Genomic DNA, 16,255 nt, shown 5'->3' with positions numbered 1-16,255 from the left:
GCCCGGCCGGTATACCTCGGCCGCCGCGCCCGTCCTGCCGCCCGGCGGGTGGCCCTCGGCCGCCGCACCGTCCTGCCGTGCCGCTGGGCCGGTGTTTCTCGGCCGCCGCACCGTCCTGCCATCCGGCGGGTGACCCTCGGCCGCCGCGCCGCGCCGCTGTGCCGCCCTGCCGGGCCGCCGCCGTGCCTGTCCTGCCACCCGGCCGGTGACCCTCGGTCGCGTCGTCCTGCGGGCCCGGCCGGTCTCACTCGAAGCCCCGCCCGCCGGCTCAGCTCGTGGTCTCGCCGATCTTCTCCGCCCCGAGCGCCTCGCTGAGCAGCCGTAACGCGGCTTCTTCGCTCGACTCGCGGACGGAGCTCGCATCGTCGAGCAGCTCATCCCCCGGGTCCAGCCCGGGAAACCGCGGATCGGCGACCGGCCTGTCGTACTCCGGGTCGTACGGCGGCTCGTCCGCCCCCGCACCCTCCCACGCCGACTCGGCCACCGGCGCCGCGGCCGCCCGCCGTGGTGCGTTCGCCGCCCTGCTCGCCGCCTCGCGCGCCTGCTCGATGGCGCTCCGCGGTCGTGCGCCGTTCTGCTGGCGGGCGCCCCCTTGGGTGCGCGCGCCGTTGGCTCCTTGACCGCTACCTGCCCCGGACGGGCCACCACCGTTCGGCGACGCACCCGCCGCCTGCCCGGCGCCGGGCTGCCTGGTCGCCACCTGCGCCGATCCAGCCGCCGCGGAACCCCCGGGCGTGGCCGTCGCGGGCCACTCGCTCGCCTGCCCCTGACCCCCCTGGGCCGCACCACCTGGCGTGGCGATCGCGGGCCAACCGCCGCCCTGGCCGCCGCCGCTGACGTGCATCTGGTCGCCGCCCGCCGATCCTCCGGACAGGCCGCGCGGATCTGCCAGCGCCCCACCCGACGGTGTGCGAACCACCCCACCGGGCACGGCCGTCGCCGGCCAGCCGTCCGGCTGCGCCGCCCCACCAGGAACCGCGGGCGTCGGCCAACCCGCCTGCCCACCGCCCTGAGGACCAGGCGCACCACCGTGCGCCGCCCCGCCGGCCTGACCCGCGTAACCACCCTGGGCCGGGTGCCCGTCCCCATGACCTGCGTCGGAAGCCTGGACAGTCGTCGTGGCGTGGGTCCCGTGAGAGCCGCCGGTGCCGGGCACGGCCGCCGGAGTGGGCCAGCCGTCGTCTGCTTGGGACGGACCACCCGGAGAGCCAAGCGCCCCTGACGAACCACCTCCATGGGCGAACGCCCCTGACGGACCACTCGCAGGGGTGAAGCCGCCTGACGGGCCACCCGGAGCGGAGTGCCCGGAGGAGCCACCCGCGTGCGCGTCGACGGGGACCGGGTCGCCCGCGGGGCGGGCGGGCGTCGGCCAGGCCTCCGCGGCCTGCTGCGGGACTGTCGCGCCGCCGGGACCGCCGCCCGACGGACCGCCGTGTCCCGGTGCGCCGCCGGGCGCTTGGCCACCCGGAGGGGCGCCGCCGGGGCCGGACGGCGTCGGGCGGGGCGGGGTGGGACGGGTGCCGCCGCCACCGCCGCCGGGCTGGCCGCCGACCTCGCACCTGACCTGCCACCTGCCGCCGAGCAGCTCGCTCAGCGCGGCGATGAGGACGTCGGGTGAGGCGTTGAGCATGTTGGCGTGCGCGGTGTGCTTGAACCCGAGCACGAGCGTGGTGCCTTCGACGTCCTGCACCGTGGCCTCGCGGACGATCGCGGCGGCCTTCTTCGACTTCCCGCTCACCAGGGACAGCACGTCGGTCCACACCCGCCGGACCGCGCCCGCGTCGAGCGCCCCGACGCCCTGCGAGGTCGGCTGCACAGGAGGCGCGGCGGGAGGTGCCGGGGGTGCGGCCGGATGGGCCGCAGGCTCATACGGGACCGGAGCCCCACCACCCGCCGACTGCTGTGGCTCCCCGGCAGCGACCTGCCCGGAAGCGTGGGCAACCGGCGCCGACGCGTGACCGGCCGCCGCGGCAGCGGAACCAGTCGCCGGCGCGGAGCCGTGATGGGCCGCGGAGGCGTGACCCTCCGCCTGAGCGGGAGCGTGACCGGCCGCGGAAGCAGTACCTGACCCAGCGGGAGCACCCGCCGCGGGTGCGTAACCGGCCGCGGAGGCAGGGCCAGGCCCTGGGGCGGGCACGGGAGCGGGCGCGGGCGCGTATGCAGGCGCCGCCGTTGGACCGGGCACCGGGGCGCCGCCGGCGAGCAGGCGGCGCTCCATGCGCTCCAGCCGCTGCAGCAGCGCGCTGCTGGAGTCGTCGGCGCCGGGCAGCAGCATGCGGGCGGTGATCAGCTCCAGCAGCAGCCGCGGGGCGGTGGTGCCGCGCATCTCGGTCAGCCCGTCGTGGACGATGTCGGCGAACCGCGACAGCGTCGCCTGCCCCAGCTGGGTCGCCTGGGCTCCCATCCGCTCCAGCTGGTCGTGCGGCGCGTCGAGCAGACCCTTGGCCACGGCGTCGGGCACCTGCTGCAGGACGATGAGGTCGCGGAGCCGCTCGAGGAGGTCGGAGGCGAAGCGCCGCGGGTCGTGGCCGGCCTCGACGACCCGGTCGATGACGCCATAGGCGCCACGGCCGTCGTCGGCGGCCAGCGAGTCGCACATCTCGTCGATGAGGGCGACGTCGGTGACGCCGAGCAGCGAGACGGCCCGCTGGTAGGTGACGCCGTCGGCGCCGGCGCCGGAGATCAGCTGGTCGAGGACCGAGAGCGAGTCACGGGCGCTGCCCGCGCCGGCGCGGACCACCAGCGGGAAGACGGCGGGCTCGACCTTGACGCCCTCGGACGTGGTCAGCTGCTCCAGATAGGGCCGGAGCACCCCCGGCGGAATCAGCCGGAAGGGGTAGTGGTGGGTGCGGGACTTGATCGTCCCCAGCACCTTCTCGGGCTCGGTGGTCGCGAAGACGAACTTCACATACTCCGGCGGCTCCTCGACGAGCTTGAGCAGCGCGTTGAAGCCGGCGGACGAGACCATGTGGGCCTCGTCGATGACATAGACCTTGAACCTGCTGGAGACCGGCGCGAAGAAGGCCCGCTCCCGCAGGTCGCGCGCGTCGTCGACACCACCGTGGCTGGCGGCGTCGATCTCGATGACGTCGATCGAGCCGGCGCCGTCGGGCGCGAGCGCGCGGCACGAGTCGCACTCGCCGCACGGGTCGGGCGTCGGGCCCTTCTCACAGTTGAGCGAGCGGGCGAGGATGCGGGCGCTGCTGGTCTTGCCGCAGCCACGAGGGCCGGAGAACAGGTAGGCATGGTTGAGCCGCCCCGAACGCAGCGCCTGCGACAGCGGCTCGGTGACGTGCTCCTGCCCGATCACCTCGGCGAACGTGCGAGGCCGGTACTTGCGGTAGAGCGCGAGCGCCACCAGCGGTCCCTCCGTTCGCCTCGCTCAATCGGGCCGGCACCACGGTACCCCCAGGCACCGACAAAAAGCTGCGCCGCGACCGACCGGGGCCCGGACATGAAGGCGCCACCCGTGCACCCGTCAGAGCTCACTTATCCTTGCTGCCTTCCGGCCCTGGGGAGGTTCGTAAGATGACGCCGCACGAGTGGCTTGAGGAACACAATACCCCGTAGCGCGGAGCCCGTGAGGCATGGGTATCCTGGCGCACGGAGGATTCGCCTAGAGGCCTAGGGCGCACGCTTGGAAAGCGTGTTGGGATAAAACCCTCACGAGTTCGAATCTCGTATCCTCCGCCGGTCTGACCAGGCAAAACGCCGGGACGCCCACCAGGGCGGCCCGGCGTTCGTCGTTCAGGGCCCACACCGGAGGCGTTCAGGACCCACCCCGGAGTCACCCCGGGAGCCCACCGAGAGGCGCCCAGGCCCATCCGAGGACGGTCGAGGACGGAACAGGACCCACCCGAACGGCGGACCACCCGAAGAGCCGACACCGCGCCGACCCCCGCGCGACAGGCAGTCTTCACGCTCAATCTGCTATATGGCTGGTTGGGACCTGGCGCCCTGTGACACCACATGCGACCATGAGTGCATGGCCAGCCGGCTAGGGGGCGAGAAAACACAACAGCACCCGGCGGCCACCGGGTGCTGTTTGTGATCGCTTCCACCTCTACGACTACGCGGAGGGTCAGCGGTGATACCTACAGCAATCCTTGCGCATCCTGCACCCCTCCGCAAGACCGAGAGGGAAAGGGAGATGCGCACCTTCTACCGGAGTCCGGACATCCTGGTCACAAGCGACCATTTTTCTGTCCTCCGCCCACGCCCTGTCCGCTTCCGGATCAGGGACCTCAGAGACGCCTACATCGTCCGGCACGGATCACCCTCACTTCGCCCGCAGCTGGAGATTCGCGCGGGTTACGGGGCAAACGACGTCCGGCTCTTCATCACCACCGACTCGCGGACCTTTGGACAGATCCGTCGCGCACTCATCCGCGCCCTGGAGCAGAGCAAAGCAGCACGTAGTTAGGCCCCAAATGACCGCGCGCGAGCCGACGGACTCGCGCGCGGCATCTTGGGTTCATCAAGATGATGCAGAAGTGCAACTTGCAATATCGCTACCTGGTGGATGGCCTGTCGTTACCATCCCCGGGGCGGCGGACGGTGCGAGCCACCCGCAGGCGACCTCCCCAGAGGTCGGTGCGCGGTATAGCCTGTATTTTGGCATTCACCACATCCGCCCAACCGTCTGCGCGTAGCGTCACGAAGTGGCTCCCTACCTGCAATGTCGCTGGTAGGCATACGTCCCTTGGAGGGGCTGGACATGGCACCGGGTGACACTCCCGCCGTGGCCCGCCGCGCCGTCCGCTTGGCTATCAAGGACGCGCGGACGGCGAAGGGGCTCACCCAGTCGCAGGTAGCCGAGGCCATGGAATGGTCGCTGTCCAAGGTGATGCGCATCGAAAGCGGCGAGGTCACCATTTCGCAGAATGACCTGCGCCCTCTGCTGAGCCACCTCGGAATTCGCGACAGAGCACGCGTCGACGAGCTCGTGCAGGCCGCCAAGGCATCAAAGCAGCGGCAGCAGTGGTGGGACCACAAGCGCTACGCTGGAATGCTGACGCCGGCGATGAAGCAGTGGTTCAGCTACGAGGCCGAAGCCAGCTCCATGCGGCTCTTCTACTCCGCGTATTTTCCGGGGTTCCTGCAGACCCCGGAATTCGCGCGTGTTCTACTTGAGTTCTTCGTCGACGACCTCACACAAGACGAGATCGCGGCGCGCATCGAGACGCGGACCCAGCGTCGACAGGTCCTTGAGCAGCGAAGAGGCCGACCCAACGTCCATCTGCTGCTCGACGAGTCAGTGCTTCGCCGGACCCTCGGCCTTCCGGAAGTGCTGGGCCGCCAGTTGTCCGCCGTGCTCGACGTCATCAACGAGGGCTGGCTGACGATTCGCGTCGCACCATTCACCGTCTTCAACATCGCCATCGGAAACTGGGATCTTTTCTATCTCGGCTCCGAGGATCTCGACCATGCGGTTCTCTACCGCGAGAACGCCACCCGGGACGAAATCATCGACGACGCCGTCAGTCTGCAGCGGCATCTTGTCCAATGGGACAAGATCTGGCACGCGTCGTATGACGAGACCCACAGCAAGGAAATGATCGAGAGTCGCGCCCACGAACTCCTCGCCATTCATAACTCCCCAGGACGCGAACCTGCGGGATAGGGCACCTCAAGCCTGAGGTGTCGACTCCTTTTCCGAGAGGAAAGAAGTATAGTGCAGCCTACTGTGGCGCCACTTGTGTGGCGCAGAAGCCAGGCGTGTGCCAGCTCGGCATGCGTCGAGGTCGCAGAACACTCGAGCTCATTCTTCGTCCGCGATTCGAAGAATGCCGCAGGCTCGGTGCTGACCTTTGACCGGGCGGAGTGGGGCGCTTTCATCACCGGCATCAAGACCGGCGCGCTCACGACGTCCGTTTGACATAACGAATGGTGAGGTTGAGTGCGACGAACGTTCAAGACGCCGCAGCGCCCAACCTCACCGGCTCATTCGATTCGCCCCTCACGCACCGCCCCGATGAACGATGCCCAATCGTCGGCGCCGAATCCCAGGCGAGGGCCTTCAGGATTCTTCGAATCGCGGACCAGAAAGCGGTCCTCGGCCCGCGCCACCTCGACGCAGGCGGCACTTGCGCAGGACCGGCTCTTCCGCCAGGTCAGCCCGTTCACACCGTCGGCCACAGGGTCCTCCTCCCTTTGGACCTGCCCTCCAGGATACGGACGGTCACGAGCGGCGCCACCGAGATTTCATCGATTTGCATGAGTTTGGCATGTGTGAATGCCTCATTCATGTGCAAACCGGGGCCAAAAGGCAACGATCGTGCCGCCTGCGTTTTGCAAATCGCAGGCGGCACGATCGCCCAGGCCACTAGAGGGTCTGGTTGAGTCTCCGGAAGGCCTCGTCATAGCCGGCCAGATCGCGCCGGTCCATGCTGCGGGAACGGGCCTCGAACGCGCGCATCAAGGCTCGCTTGACCTGACCGAACACGAGCATGTCGGAGGAGCTGAACAACGTGACCGGCACGCCCAGGTGGTGACCCACCAGGTGCAGCGTCCGGGGGGTGAGCGCCCGCGACGTCGAGCCGACCATCGGCGGCGCGACGATCGCGGCGAACGCGAACAGAAACTCGCCGGCCGAATCGATCAGCGGCCAGGCGACGAGCACCGCGAGGACGGCAAGACCTCCGAGCACCATGAGAACGATCCGGGCCGGGTGAATCGAACCGCGGACGACGTGCACCCCCTGCACCTCGTCCAGCACGTACACCTGCGGATCCGGCGACCAGAGGGCGAAGATCTCCTCAGTGATCATCAGGTCGGTACTTCGGTAATACACCGTCGTTGACATTGCTCCCCCTCCCTGTCGGGCAAGTCAATCGCGGTCGTCCGTGCTGCGAGGTATCCGGCGGGTCCCCATCCGCATGTGAATCACCCCGCGTAGTCAGAGTCGGCTGTCGATCACAATTCCGGCCCCCACCGGAGACTCTGGCCGTCCATCCGCCCTACCAGTATGGATGAGGTGCCTCACAGATCGCCAGACTTCAACCAGCTATATCGCAGATTGACGTACCACGGGTGGCTGTCACGCAACCAGCTGTGTACGGACGGTTACAGCTAGGCGTACCAGAGAACGACGGCGAATGAGAGCACAATCACATAGCTGGACGGACGGCACGCACCGTCTTGCCGTCGTCGGCGACGGCGGAGACCCAGCCGCCGACCCGTCCCAGCCGCAGCAGGACGTCGGCCCGGGCCGGGAGGTCGGCGGTCTCGCCCGGCGTGGGCGGCCACGCCTGCCGGGCCGCGTGGCCGGGCGTCAGCCACGGCACCAGGGTCGTGATCGGGTCCGCGCCGTCGAGGGCGGCCCGCGCGGCGGCCAGGTCGGCGAGCACCGCGTCGAGGGCGTCCAGAACCGCCTCCGCGTTGCCGCCGCACATGGCCGCGGTCAGCTCGGGGCGGGCGGCGGCGACCCGGGTGCCGTCGCGGAACGAACCGGCGCCGAGCGTGCCCGCCAGGGGGTCGGCGGCGATCCGGGCGGCGACGGCGGCGGCGACCAGGTGCGGTACGTGGGAGATCGTCGCGACCGCGCGGTCGTGCTCCTCGGCGGTGGCCGGGACGACCCGGGCACCGAGCCCGGTGACGAGCGCGGCGAGCTCGATCCAGTCCCGCAGGCCGGCGCCGTCCTCCTCAAGGCACAGCACCCAGGCGCAGCCGTCGAAGAGGCGCGGGTCCGCGGCGGTGAAGCCGGAGGTCTCGCGGCCGGCCATGGGGTGCCCGCCGATGAACGTGGCGAGGGCCTGCCCGCCGGTGCGGAGCCGGTCGAGGGCGAGGTCGCGGACGGGGCCTTTGACGGAGGTGACGTCGGTGACGACGCCGACGTACGCCAGCGACGCCAGCTCGTCGAAGACACTCCCGACGGCCGGGAGCGGCACGGCGACGACCGCGAGATCGGCGTCGCGGACGGCGTCGGCAACCGTGGCGGTGACGTGCCAGCGGGCGTCGGCGGGCGCCTGAGCCGCGGCGGTGCGGGCGGTCGCCCTGGTGGCGGGGTCGGCGTCGTATCCGGTGGCATGGTGCCCACGCGCCGCGAGGGCACGCAGGACCGATCCGCCGATCAGTCCGAGCCCGATCACCGCCACGTTCAACGTCGCATCACGCACTGCGGAACTCTCGCACACCTGCCGATCACCCGTTCGGCTCGGGACGACCACCGAACAGCCTTAAGGAGCCGATTCATTCCTATTTGGGCGGTTACAACCCGTTAGCGTGCTCACATGCGACTTTTCCGGCAATTCGTGAGGACCGCCCTCGTGGCGGCCGCCGCCACGGCGGTCTACGGGCTCTCCGGCGGCGGCCAGGCGCACGCCGCGGTGGTCGAGAAGACACCACTGCTGTCGCCGTCGTTCGACGGCACCGTCTGGGCCGTGGCCTACTCCTCCGACGGCGGGACCGTCTACGTCGGTGGATCGTTCAGCAAGGCGATCGTCAATGGCAAGAGCATCGCGCGGAGCCGGCTCGCGGCGATCAACACCCGCACCGGCGCGCTGCTGGACTGGGCCCCCGTCGCCGACAACACGGTCCGGGCACTCGCGGTCGACGGTGACTCTGTGTATGCGGCCGGTGACTTTTCGAAGGTCGCGGGGGTCAAGCGGGACTCGCTCGCCGGGCTCGACGCGACCACCGGCGCGGTGACCACATTCAGCCACGAGGTGTCCGGCTCGCCGGTCACCCTCGGGGTGGGCAGCGGCCGCCTGTACGTCGGCGGCAAGTTCAGCACGATCGACACGGCGAAGCGGACCAACCTCGCCGCGTTCAGCCTCGCGACGGGCGTGCTCGACGCGGACTGGGCGCCGACCACCGACGACAAGGTGGAGGCGCTCGCCGTGACGAGCAGCCGGGTGTACCTCGGCGGCTCCTTCCACAAGACCAACGGGGTCAGCAACGCCTTGCGGCTCACCGCGGTCGACTCGGTGGACGGCAAGCTGGACAAGACCTTCATGCCGCGGCCGTCGGCCATCGTGCTGGCGGTGGCGGTCGGCCCGGACGGCGTCTACGCGGGCATCGGTGGGCAGGGCGGACGTGCGGTCGCCTACACCACCGCCGGCAAGGCCCGGTGGACCCGGGTCTTCGACGGCGACGTCCAGGCGGTCACGGTGCTCGACGGCGTCGCGTACGTCGGCGGGCACTACGACAAGGCATGCACCACGAACAGCAACGGCTCGCAGGGCGCGTGCACCGACGGGTCGGTGTCGCGGGTGAAACTCGCCGCGATCGACGACCGCGGCAAGCTGCTCGACTGGGCGCCGCAGGGCAACGGCGTCGCCGGGGTGCGGGCCATGGCCGCCGACCAGGCGCTCGGCCAGGTCGTCGCCGGCGGCGAGTTCACCACCATCGGCGGCGTGACGCAGAAGCGGATCGCCCTGTTCGGCTAGGAATTCGGACCAGACATCGGTAGGTCGCTGCGCAGCCCGGTCGTCCCTCTGGGACGGCCGGGCTAAGCTCTTTTTCGTGGCAGTGAACGAGTCGCCGTGGAGTTCGCCGGACGCGTCGCGCCCCGCGAGCCCGGCACCGGCGTTGCCCGACGACCCCCAGCCGGTCGCGCCGGGGCTGCCCGGCAGCCCTCAACCGGTCGCGCCGGGGTTGCCCGGCGGCCCAAAGCCGGTCATGCCGGGGTTGCCCAGCAGCTCCCATCCCGTCCCGCCGCCCCCGCACGGGGCGCCGAGCCTCACGGCAGGCCGGCCGTGGCCGGGCGCCAGCGGGCCGCCCGTCATCGGGCCCCCACCACGCCTGAGCGCCACCCGCCCGCTCACCCCCGCCGCGTCCTATGGCGCCTGGCAGGGCGTGCTGCGGCCGCCGCCGTTCGTGGTCTCCCAGGGACCGATTCGGCCCACGTACCGTGAGCCGCTGCCGGTCCGCAGCCCGATGGTCACCGCCGGCGCCGCCGCCGGGGCCGCCTGGATGCTGCTGTTCGGCCTGCTCGCCACGGGCGCCCGCGGGTACATCTGGCTGACGATCATCGCCGGGGTGCTCGCCTGGGTGGCGTCGTTCATCCTTGCGAGGTTCGGCGACCGGGGCGTCGCCGTGGGTGTGGCGGTCTCCAGCGGCATCGCCGTGGCGATCGCCTGCATCGTCGTGGCATACCGGCTCGCCGGCGGCGACTGGGTCCTGTGGTGAGGCGCGAGCACCGCTGAAAAGCGTCGGCCGAACACGTTCGGTAGCTGGCACAAGGACTTTCCCGCGTGGGCTTGACGTGGATTGCGGCGAGGATCACTCTCAGCAACATGGCTTTGAGGCTGCAGCGGCTCGATCCTGAGCGGCGTCGTCGGCGGCTCGCGCTGCTGGTCGAGCTCGCGGACGCGAAAGCGCTTCGCGAGCGGCTCCACCCACGCCGTCTCCGCGCCGACCGGATCCGCGAGCTCATCGCGACTCGCCGACGACTCGCCGACTAGCCCTGCGCCAACCGCCGATCTGCTCGAATAGTGTTCTCGGGTAACGACGAACACCGACCGGGGGGACCGTGTCGCACTTCGCTGCCGCTGTCACACGCGGCTCCAAGAGCTGGGCCGCGGCCGAGCTCGACCTCAGTGGCGTCGCCGACGTCGAGGAGGTCACCGAACGCCTACGCGACACCGACCCGGACGCGACGGTGTCACTGCTGTTCGTCGAGTCCGACGACGCGTATCTGGTGATCCTGCGCCTCGACGACGGCGAGGATCTGCGGATCTTCGGCTCCGACTCCATCTTCGCCACCGAGTCGCGCCTCGGCGCCATCCTCCTCGGCGACATCGAGGAGCAGCTGCCGGAGATCGTCGACGAGGAGGTCGACACCGACGAGGAGGATGACGAGGAGCGGCCGTCGGCCGAGCCCGACATCGAGCCGGTCGGCGATCCGGAGCTCCTCGCCGACCTAGGGCTGCCCGGCGGGCGGCTGCTGGAGCTGTGCGCCCAGGAGGGCATGCTCCCGGCCGACCTGACCGCGGAGATCTGCCAGGCGATCGGTGCCGGCGACGAGATCGAAGAGCTGCGCGAGGCCTGAGGCGTTGCACCAGCGCTGGGAGCCGGCGATGCGGCGGGCCCTGGCGGTCGCCGCGTCGGCCGGCGCCGACGTGCCGATCGGGGCGGTCGTCCTCGGCCCCGACGGCACGGAGCTCGGCGCCGCCCACAACGAGCGGGAGGCCACCGGCGACCCGACCGCGCACGCCGAGCTCCTGGCGCTGCGCCGCGCCGCCGTGCGCCTCGGCGCCTGGCGGCTGGAGGACTGCACCCTGGTGGTCACCGTCGAGCCGTGCACGATGTGCGCCGGCGCCCTCGTGCTCGCCAGGGTCGGCACCGTGGTCTTCGGCGCGTGGGAGCCCAAGACCGGCGCCGTGGGCTCCCTGTGGGACGTCCTGCGCGACCGCCGGCAGACCCACCGTCCTGAGGTGTTGGCAGGTGTACTGGCGGCAGAGTCCGCGACCTTGCTCCGGACGTTCTTCCACCAGCAGCGCTGACGCCAAGGCAACGCCGACGCACCGGCGGTCGTGACACCCGGGCCCCACGATGCGCCGGCGGCCCTGACGCACAGGCGGCGTCGATGCACGGGCGACGCACCGGCGGCACCGGCGCCCCTGCGGCAGCGCTGCGCGCCGCCGCGTCAGGTTCGGAAGCGGCCGGCCAGCTGCTGGAGCTCGTCGCTGAGGCGGGTCAGGTCGGCGACGGCCGCGTCGGCCTCGGCGAGGTTGGTCGTGGTCTGCTGGGTCGCGTCGGCCACGCCGGTGATGTTGGTGGCGATGTCGGTCGAGGAGTCGGCGGTGTCGGCGACGCTGCGGCTCATCTCCTTCGTGGTGGCGCTCTGCTGCTCGACGGCCGCGGCGATCGTCAGCTGATACTCGTTGATCCGCGCGATGATCTCGCTGATGCGGCTGATCGCCTCGACGGCCTCGGCGGTGTCGACCTGGATGGCGCTGACCTGCTCGGAGATCTGGCCGGTCGCGCGGGCGGTCTCCTGCGCCAGGTCCTTCACCTCGCTGGCCACCACGGCGAAGCCCTTGCCGGCCGCGCCGGCGCGGGCCGCCTCGATCGTCGCGTTGAGGGCGAGCAGGTTGGTCTGCGTCGCGATGGCGGTGATCGTCGCGACGATGTTGCCGATCTCCGCCGACGACGCGCCGAGCTGCGACACGGTGTTGGTGGTGGTGGCCGCGACGCTGACCGCCTCGGCGGCGACGGTGACGGCCTCGTTGGCGTTGCGGGCGATCTCGCGGATCGAGGCGTCCATCTCGTCGGCGCCGGCCGCGGCGGCCTGGGTGTTGGTGGAGACGCTGCCCGCGGACGACGCGACCAGGCCCGCCTGCCGGGCCGCCTCCGACGCGCTGCCGGCGAGGAGCTTGGTGACGGACGTCAGCCGGGAGGTGTTCTGGCCGAGCGTCCGGGAGCCGGCGGTCAGCGAGGAGACGGTGTCGCGCAGCCCGGTGCGGGCCGCGTTGACCGCGGCGGCCATCTGGCCCAGCTCGTCCCGCCCGCGCACCTCCGCGGACGTCGTCAGGTCACCCGCGGCGACGGCACCGAGGGCCGCCGACACGCTCGACAGCTGGCGTCTCGTCAGCCGTGCGGCCCAGACGGCCAGGATCAGCGCGAGCAGGATGCCCACGGTGTAGGCCACGATCATCGTGGTGCGGGCATCGGAGAACCGGGCCTCGACCTGCGCCGACCGCGCCTCCGCCTCGGACAGCTCGAGGTCCTGCACCTTCTGTACCGCCGCAAGCAACGCCGACTCGATCCGCTCCGCCTGCTGTTGCTGCTGGGCTGCCGGCACGGGCGAGCCGGAGGCGGCCGCGCCCTCGCCCAGGAACGCGGCGTTGCGCAGCTGCCGGTAGGCGAGGATGGTCTTCTCGAGCTCGTCGGCGGCGGCGAGGCGGGCCGTTGAGGCCTCGGCGGCCTTCCGGTATTCGGCCAGGTTCTGGTCCGTGTGGGCGTCGGCCTTGGTGATCTCCTCCCGCGCCGCCGCGAGCCGCTGCGCGTCCGGCGCCGGTGCGGACCTGGTCAGGATGTAGACCAGCACGGTGCGGTAGAGCAGCCCGATGTCGCCGCGCAGCTCGGAGAAGGTGCTGAGGCTGTCCACGTGGTGCGCCTTGATCGTGCGTACGTCGCTGCGCATGCCGAGCATCGTGGTCAGCGACGCGGTGCCGATGACCAGCGCCGCCAGGGCGACGACGCCGACGACGAGGGCGTTGCGCGCGTTGAGGCCGAGGTCCGCCAGCAGGCCGGTGAGCCGCCCCCGCGGCACGGTCACGTGGATGTCGGACCGACGCTGCATGGTGAAGGCACCTTCCGTCCCGGCGACCGATACCGGACGCATCGGCGACGACCTTCAGGAACTGAGCAAAGTGCTCGCGTGGGTGCGGGCGTCCTCGCTCCACGGCGCGGGGCGCAGCGTGCGCGGGTCGAGCTTCACGTTGACGCGCCGGCCCTCCGCGTGGACGGTCTGGCCGTCGGCGGACAGGATGCGGAAGCGGTAGACGGCGCTCGTCTCGCCGAGCGTCTCGATCCAGAAGTGGACGCCGATCTCGCCGGTGCCGCGGACGGGCGCCTTGTAGGAGATCGAGTACTCCGCGACGGCGTGCATCACGTCCGGCGTGGTCGGCCGGCCGCCGGCGTAGGAGTGGCCGCGATCGGCCCACCACTGCGACAGGGCCCGTTCCAGGAACACCGCGTAGCGGGCGTTGTGCACGATGCCCATCGCGTCGAGGTCGTCGAAGTGCACGACGAACGGGGCGACGTGGCCGGGCAGGACGGTGGTGGTCATGTCAGCGCCTCCAGATACGGGACCAGGGCCAGGGCGCGCAGCCGCTCCAGGGCGGCCGTCCGCGCATACGTGTAGATCTCCTCCGCCCGCAGCAGCCGCGACTCGTAGACCGCCGCGGTGCCCAGCGCGTTGAGCTCGAACGCGAGCCGCGGAGGGTGGACGTCGGCGGGCAGCTCGCCGAGCTCGACCGCCTCGGTGATCAGCCGCTCCAGCAGGGTGTGCCAGTCGGCGAGGGCGGCGCTCAGCGCGTCGCGGACGCTGCCGGGCCGGACCGTGAACTCGAACTGCGCGTTGGTGAAGAAGCAGCCGCCGGGCAGGGCGCCGCTGGCCATGTCGGCGAGCCGGCTCTCCTGCAGCGCCCACAGCCGGCGGATGCCGCGCGGCGCCCGCAGCGCGGGCCGCACGACCACCTCGGTGAAGCGCTGCGAGGCGTGGGCGACGGCGGCGAGCTGCAGCTCCTCCTTCGTCGACCAGTGCGCGAACAGGCCCGACTTGCTGACCCCGGCCCGCTCCGCGAGCTGGCTGAACGACAGCCCGTCGAGGCCGGACTCGGTCGCGAGCGCGACCGCGACGTCGAGGGTCGCGGTGCGGGCTCGTTCGCCGCGCGCCAGGCGGCCGTCGACGGTGGGCACGCCCCCGACGGTACCAACTAAACGACCGACCGATCGGTTAGTTTGTGTGTGGGCAGGGTCACCGTGACGATGAGCCCGCCGCCGTCGCGGGGCCGCGCGTCGACCCGCCCGCCGTGCGCGACCGCGACCGAGCGCACGATCGACAGGCCCAGCCCCGTGCCCTGCGCCGACCCGGTGCGCCCGCGCAGCCGGCGGAACGGCTCGAACAGCCGCGGCACCTCGTAGGCCGGGATCACCGGGCCGGTGTTCTCCACGACGAGCTCCGCCGAGGCGCCGGCCGTGCGGGTGCGCACCCACACGTCGCCGCCCTCCACGTTGTACGCGAGCGCGTTGTCGACGAGGTTCTGCACCACCCGCTCGAGCAGCACGGGGTCGCCGACGGTCGGCGCCGCGCCCGGCGACACGTCGGTGGCGACACCGGCCGTGACGTGCCGCGCGATCTCCGCGAGGTCCACCGTCTCGTGCACGGTCAGCGCCTGCTCCGAGGCCACCAGGGTGAGCAGCCCGTCGATCAGCCGCTCGTGCCGCGCGTTGACCGCGAGCAGCGTCTCCCCGAGGTGCACGAGCTCCGGCGGCGGCGACGGCCGGCCCAGCGCGACCTCGATCAGCGTGCGGTTGATGGTCAGCGGCGTGCGCAGCTCGTGCGAGGCACTGGCCACGAACCGGCGCTGCCCGTCGAACGCGCCGTCGAGACGCTCCAGCATCGAGTCGAACGTGTCCGCCAGCTCCTTGATCTCGTCGGCCGGCCCCTGCAGCGCGATCCGCTCGTGCAGGCTGCCGCCCGCGACGCGGCGTGCCGTCTCGGTGATCCGCCCGACCGGCCGCAGCGCCCGCTCCGCCATCAGCCAGCCGAACCCGACGCCGATCACCGTCACCGCGCCGAGCGCGATCGCGCCCTGGGTGACCAGCGCGTCGAGGGTGTCCTGCTCGATCCGCGCCTGGCGCGCCGCCAGCTGCTGGACGAACTCGTTGACCGCCACGTTGCCGATCTTGATCTCGGCCGGCAGGTCCGCGGTCGTGCCGGCGCCGCGCTGGTGGATGTTCTCCCGCACCAGGAAGTAGGTGACGCCGAGCAGGATCGTCCCGCCGAGGAGGAAGAGCACGCCGTACAGGACGGTCAACCGCGTCCGGATCCCCAGTCTGTTCATCGGATCTGGTACCCGACGCCGGCCACGGTCTCGATCACCGGTGGGTCGCCGAGCTTGCGGCGCAGCGTCATCACCGTCACCCGCAGCACGTTGGTGAACGGGTCGATGTGCTCGTCCCAGGCGCGTTCGAGGAGCTGCTCGGCGCTGAGCACGGCGCCGCCGGCCCGCAGCAGCTCCTCCAGGACCGCGAACTCCTTGCGGGTCAGCGCCACGTAACGCCCGGCGCGGAACACCTCCCGCCGGTTGGGGTCCAGGCGCAGGTCGCCGCGCTCCAGCACCGGCGGGGTCGCCGCCCTGGCCCGCCGGCCGAGCGCCCGGACCCGCGCGACCAGCTCGGCGAACGCGAACGGCTTGCCGAGGTAGTCGTCGGCGCCGAGGGACAGCCCCTCGACCCGGTCGAGGACCGCGGAGGCGGCCGTCAGCATCAGGATCCGGGTCTCCGGCAGCTCGGCGCTCACCCACCGGCAGACGTCGTCGCCGCCGACCGACGGCAGGTCCCGGTCGAGGACCAGCACGTCGTACTCGTTGACCCCGAGCCGCTCCAGCGCGCCGTCGCCGTCGTAGGCGACGTCGACCGCGAACGACTCCCGGCGCAGCCCCTCGGCGACCGCGTCGGCCAGCAGCTGCTCGTCCTCGACCACCAGTACCCGCACGCGATCCATGGTGCCCGCCCGCCGCGTAAGCCCGGGATAAGCCCGCATGCTCACGGCCCGTTTATCGCCGGAGGCGTCTGCTGC

16 protein-coding genes, 1 tRNA gene and 1 other RNA gene are annotated in these 16,255 nt (G+C 71.5%); 8 read left to right on the top strand and 10 right to left on the bottom strand.

Annotation, left to right across the window (positions count from 1 at the left end):
* Positions 1-268: 268 nt before the first annotated feature.
* Together ACQEVZ_RS29270 and ffs are read right to left on the bottom strand one after the other, a co-directional pair.
* Complete coding sequence (locus ACQEVZ_RS29270; protein ID WP_433372318.1) at positions 269-3,358, bottom strand: DNA polymerase III subunit gamma and tau; 3,090 nt, start codon at positions 3,356-3,358, stop codon at positions 269-271.
* Positions 3,359-3,456: 98 nt separating this feature from the next.
* An RNA gene (gene ffs, locus ACQEVZ_RS29265) (signal recognition particle sRNA small type) lies at positions 3,457-3,550 on the bottom strand.
* A gap of 55 nt (positions 3,551-3,605) precedes the next feature.
* Between ffs and ACQEVZ_RS29260 the strand changes: the two genes are divergently transcribed.
* From ACQEVZ_RS29260 to ACQEVZ_RS29250, 3 genes are all read left to right on the top strand, one after another.
* Positions 3,606-3,690, top strand: a tRNA-Ser gene (locus ACQEVZ_RS29260).
* 1,051 nt (positions 3,691-4,741) lie between these two features.
* Positions 4,742-5,623: a helix-turn-helix domain-containing protein gene (locus tag ACQEVZ_RS29255; RefSeq protein WP_433372315.1), complete on the top strand. Its 882-nt coding sequence runs from the start codon at positions 4,742-4,744 to the stop codon at positions 5,621-5,623.
* A 51-nt stretch (positions 5,624-5,674) separates the two neighbouring features.
* Entirely contained in the window at positions 5,675-5,878 is a 204-nt protein-coding gene (locus ACQEVZ_RS29250; protein WP_344501307.1) for a DUF397 domain-containing protein, read from the top strand.
* A gap of 65 nt (positions 5,879-5,943) precedes the next feature.
* Here the strand turns inward: ACQEVZ_RS29250 and ACQEVZ_RS29245 are convergent, their stop codons facing one another.
* The 3 genes from ACQEVZ_RS29245 to ACQEVZ_RS29235 form a co-directional block, all read right to left on the bottom strand.
* Positions 5,944-6,138, bottom strand: a complete 195-nt coding sequence (locus ACQEVZ_RS29245) for a DUF397 domain-containing protein (RefSeq protein ID WP_344501306.1) — start codon at positions 6,136-6,138, stop codon at positions 5,944-5,946.
* A gap of 187 nt (positions 6,139-6,325) precedes the next feature.
* Positions 6,326-6,769, bottom strand: a complete 444-nt coding sequence (locus tag ACQEVZ_RS29240; RefSeq protein ID WP_433377055.1) for a DUF6232 family protein — start codon at positions 6,767-6,769, stop codon at positions 6,326-6,328.
* A 340-nt stretch (positions 6,770-7,109) separates the two neighbouring features.
* Complete coding sequence (locus ACQEVZ_RS29235; RefSeq protein ID WP_360571826.1) at positions 7,110-8,117, bottom strand: prephenate dehydrogenase; 1,008 nt, start codon at positions 8,115-8,117, stop codon at positions 7,110-7,112.
* 114 nt (positions 8,118-8,231) lie between these two features.
* On the opposite strand from ACQEVZ_RS29235, the gene ACQEVZ_RS29230 reads away from it, so the two are divergent.
* From ACQEVZ_RS29230 to ACQEVZ_RS29210, 5 genes are all read left to right on the top strand, one after another.
* Positions 8,232-9,389: a hypothetical protein gene (locus ACQEVZ_RS29230; protein WP_433372311.1), complete on the top strand. Its 1,158-nt coding sequence runs from the start codon at positions 8,232-8,234 to the stop codon at positions 9,387-9,389.
* Positions 9,390-9,465: 76 nt separating this feature from the next.
* A complete protein-coding gene (locus ACQEVZ_RS29225; RefSeq protein WP_433372308.1) occupies positions 9,466-10,131 on the top strand; it encodes a hypothetical protein in 666 nt (221 codons plus the stop codon).
* A gap of 107 nt (positions 10,132-10,238) precedes the next feature.
* Positions 10,239-10,406, top strand: coding sequence for a hypothetical protein (locus tag ACQEVZ_RS29220; RefSeq protein WP_344501301.1), 168 nt, complete (start codon positions 10,239-10,241; stop codon positions 10,404-10,406).
* Positions 10,407-10,474: 68 nt separating this feature from the next.
* The gene (locus tag ACQEVZ_RS29215) at positions 10,475-10,993 is read left to right on the top strand and encodes a tRNA adenosine deaminase-associated protein (RefSeq protein WP_433372305.1); all 519 of its coding nucleotides are present in this window, start codon (positions 10,475-10,477) and stop codon (positions 10,991-10,993) included.
* A 28-nt stretch (positions 10,994-11,021) separates the two neighbouring features.
* Complete coding sequence (locus ACQEVZ_RS29210; RefSeq protein ID WP_344501299.1) at positions 11,022-11,447, top strand: nucleoside deaminase; 426 nt, start codon at positions 11,022-11,024, stop codon at positions 11,445-11,447.
* Between the two features lie 143 nt (positions 11,448-11,590).
* On the opposite strand, the gene ACQEVZ_RS29205 is transcribed toward ACQEVZ_RS29210, so the two are convergent.
* Genes ACQEVZ_RS29205 through ACQEVZ_RS29185 form a run of 5 tightly spaced genes read right to left on the bottom strand, consistent with a single transcriptional unit; the run spans position 11,591 to position 16,171 of the window.
* Positions 11,591-13,249 (bottom strand): methyl-accepting chemotaxis protein, encoded by a 1,659-nt coding sequence (locus ACQEVZ_RS29205; protein ID WP_433372300.1) that lies wholly within the window; start codon positions 13,247-13,249, stop codon positions 11,591-11,593.
* Between the two features lie 54 nt (positions 13,250-13,303).
* Positions 13,304-13,738 carry an acyl-CoA thioesterase gene (locus ACQEVZ_RS29200; protein WP_433372297.1) on the bottom strand — a complete coding sequence of 145 codons (435 nt, stop codon included), beginning with the start codon at positions 13,736-13,738 and terminating at the stop codon, positions 13,304-13,306.
* Positions 13,735-14,370 carry a TetR family transcriptional regulator C-terminal domain-containing protein gene (locus ACQEVZ_RS29195; protein WP_344501296.1) on the bottom strand — a complete coding sequence of 212 codons (636 nt, stop codon included), beginning with the start codon at positions 14,368-14,370 and terminating at the stop codon, positions 13,735-13,737. Before ACQEVZ_RS29195 ends, ACQEVZ_RS29200 begins: the two co-directional genes overlap by 4 nt.
* A 17-nt stretch (positions 14,371-14,387) precedes the next feature.
* Positions 14,388-15,518 (bottom strand): sensor histidine kinase, encoded by a 1,131-nt coding sequence (locus ACQEVZ_RS29190; RefSeq protein WP_433372293.1) that lies wholly within the window; start codon positions 15,516-15,518, stop codon positions 14,388-14,390.
* Positions 15,515-16,171: a response regulator transcription factor gene (locus ACQEVZ_RS29185; RefSeq protein WP_344501294.1), complete on the bottom strand. Its 657-nt coding sequence runs from the start codon at positions 16,169-16,171 to the stop codon at positions 15,515-15,517. The genes ACQEVZ_RS29190 and ACQEVZ_RS29185 overlap by 4 nt, the downstream gene beginning before the upstream one ends.
* Positions 16,172-16,255: the final 84 nt, after the last annotated feature.

The organism is Dactylosporangium sp. CA-152071 (assembly GCF_050936335.1).
Taxonomy (GTDB): domain Bacteria; phylum Actinomycetota; class Actinomycetes; order Mycobacteriales; family Micromonosporaceae; genus Dactylosporangium; species Dactylosporangium maewongense.
Note: the sequence above shows the minus strand (reverse complement) of the source record. Positions and strands in the feature narration are given on the sequence as shown.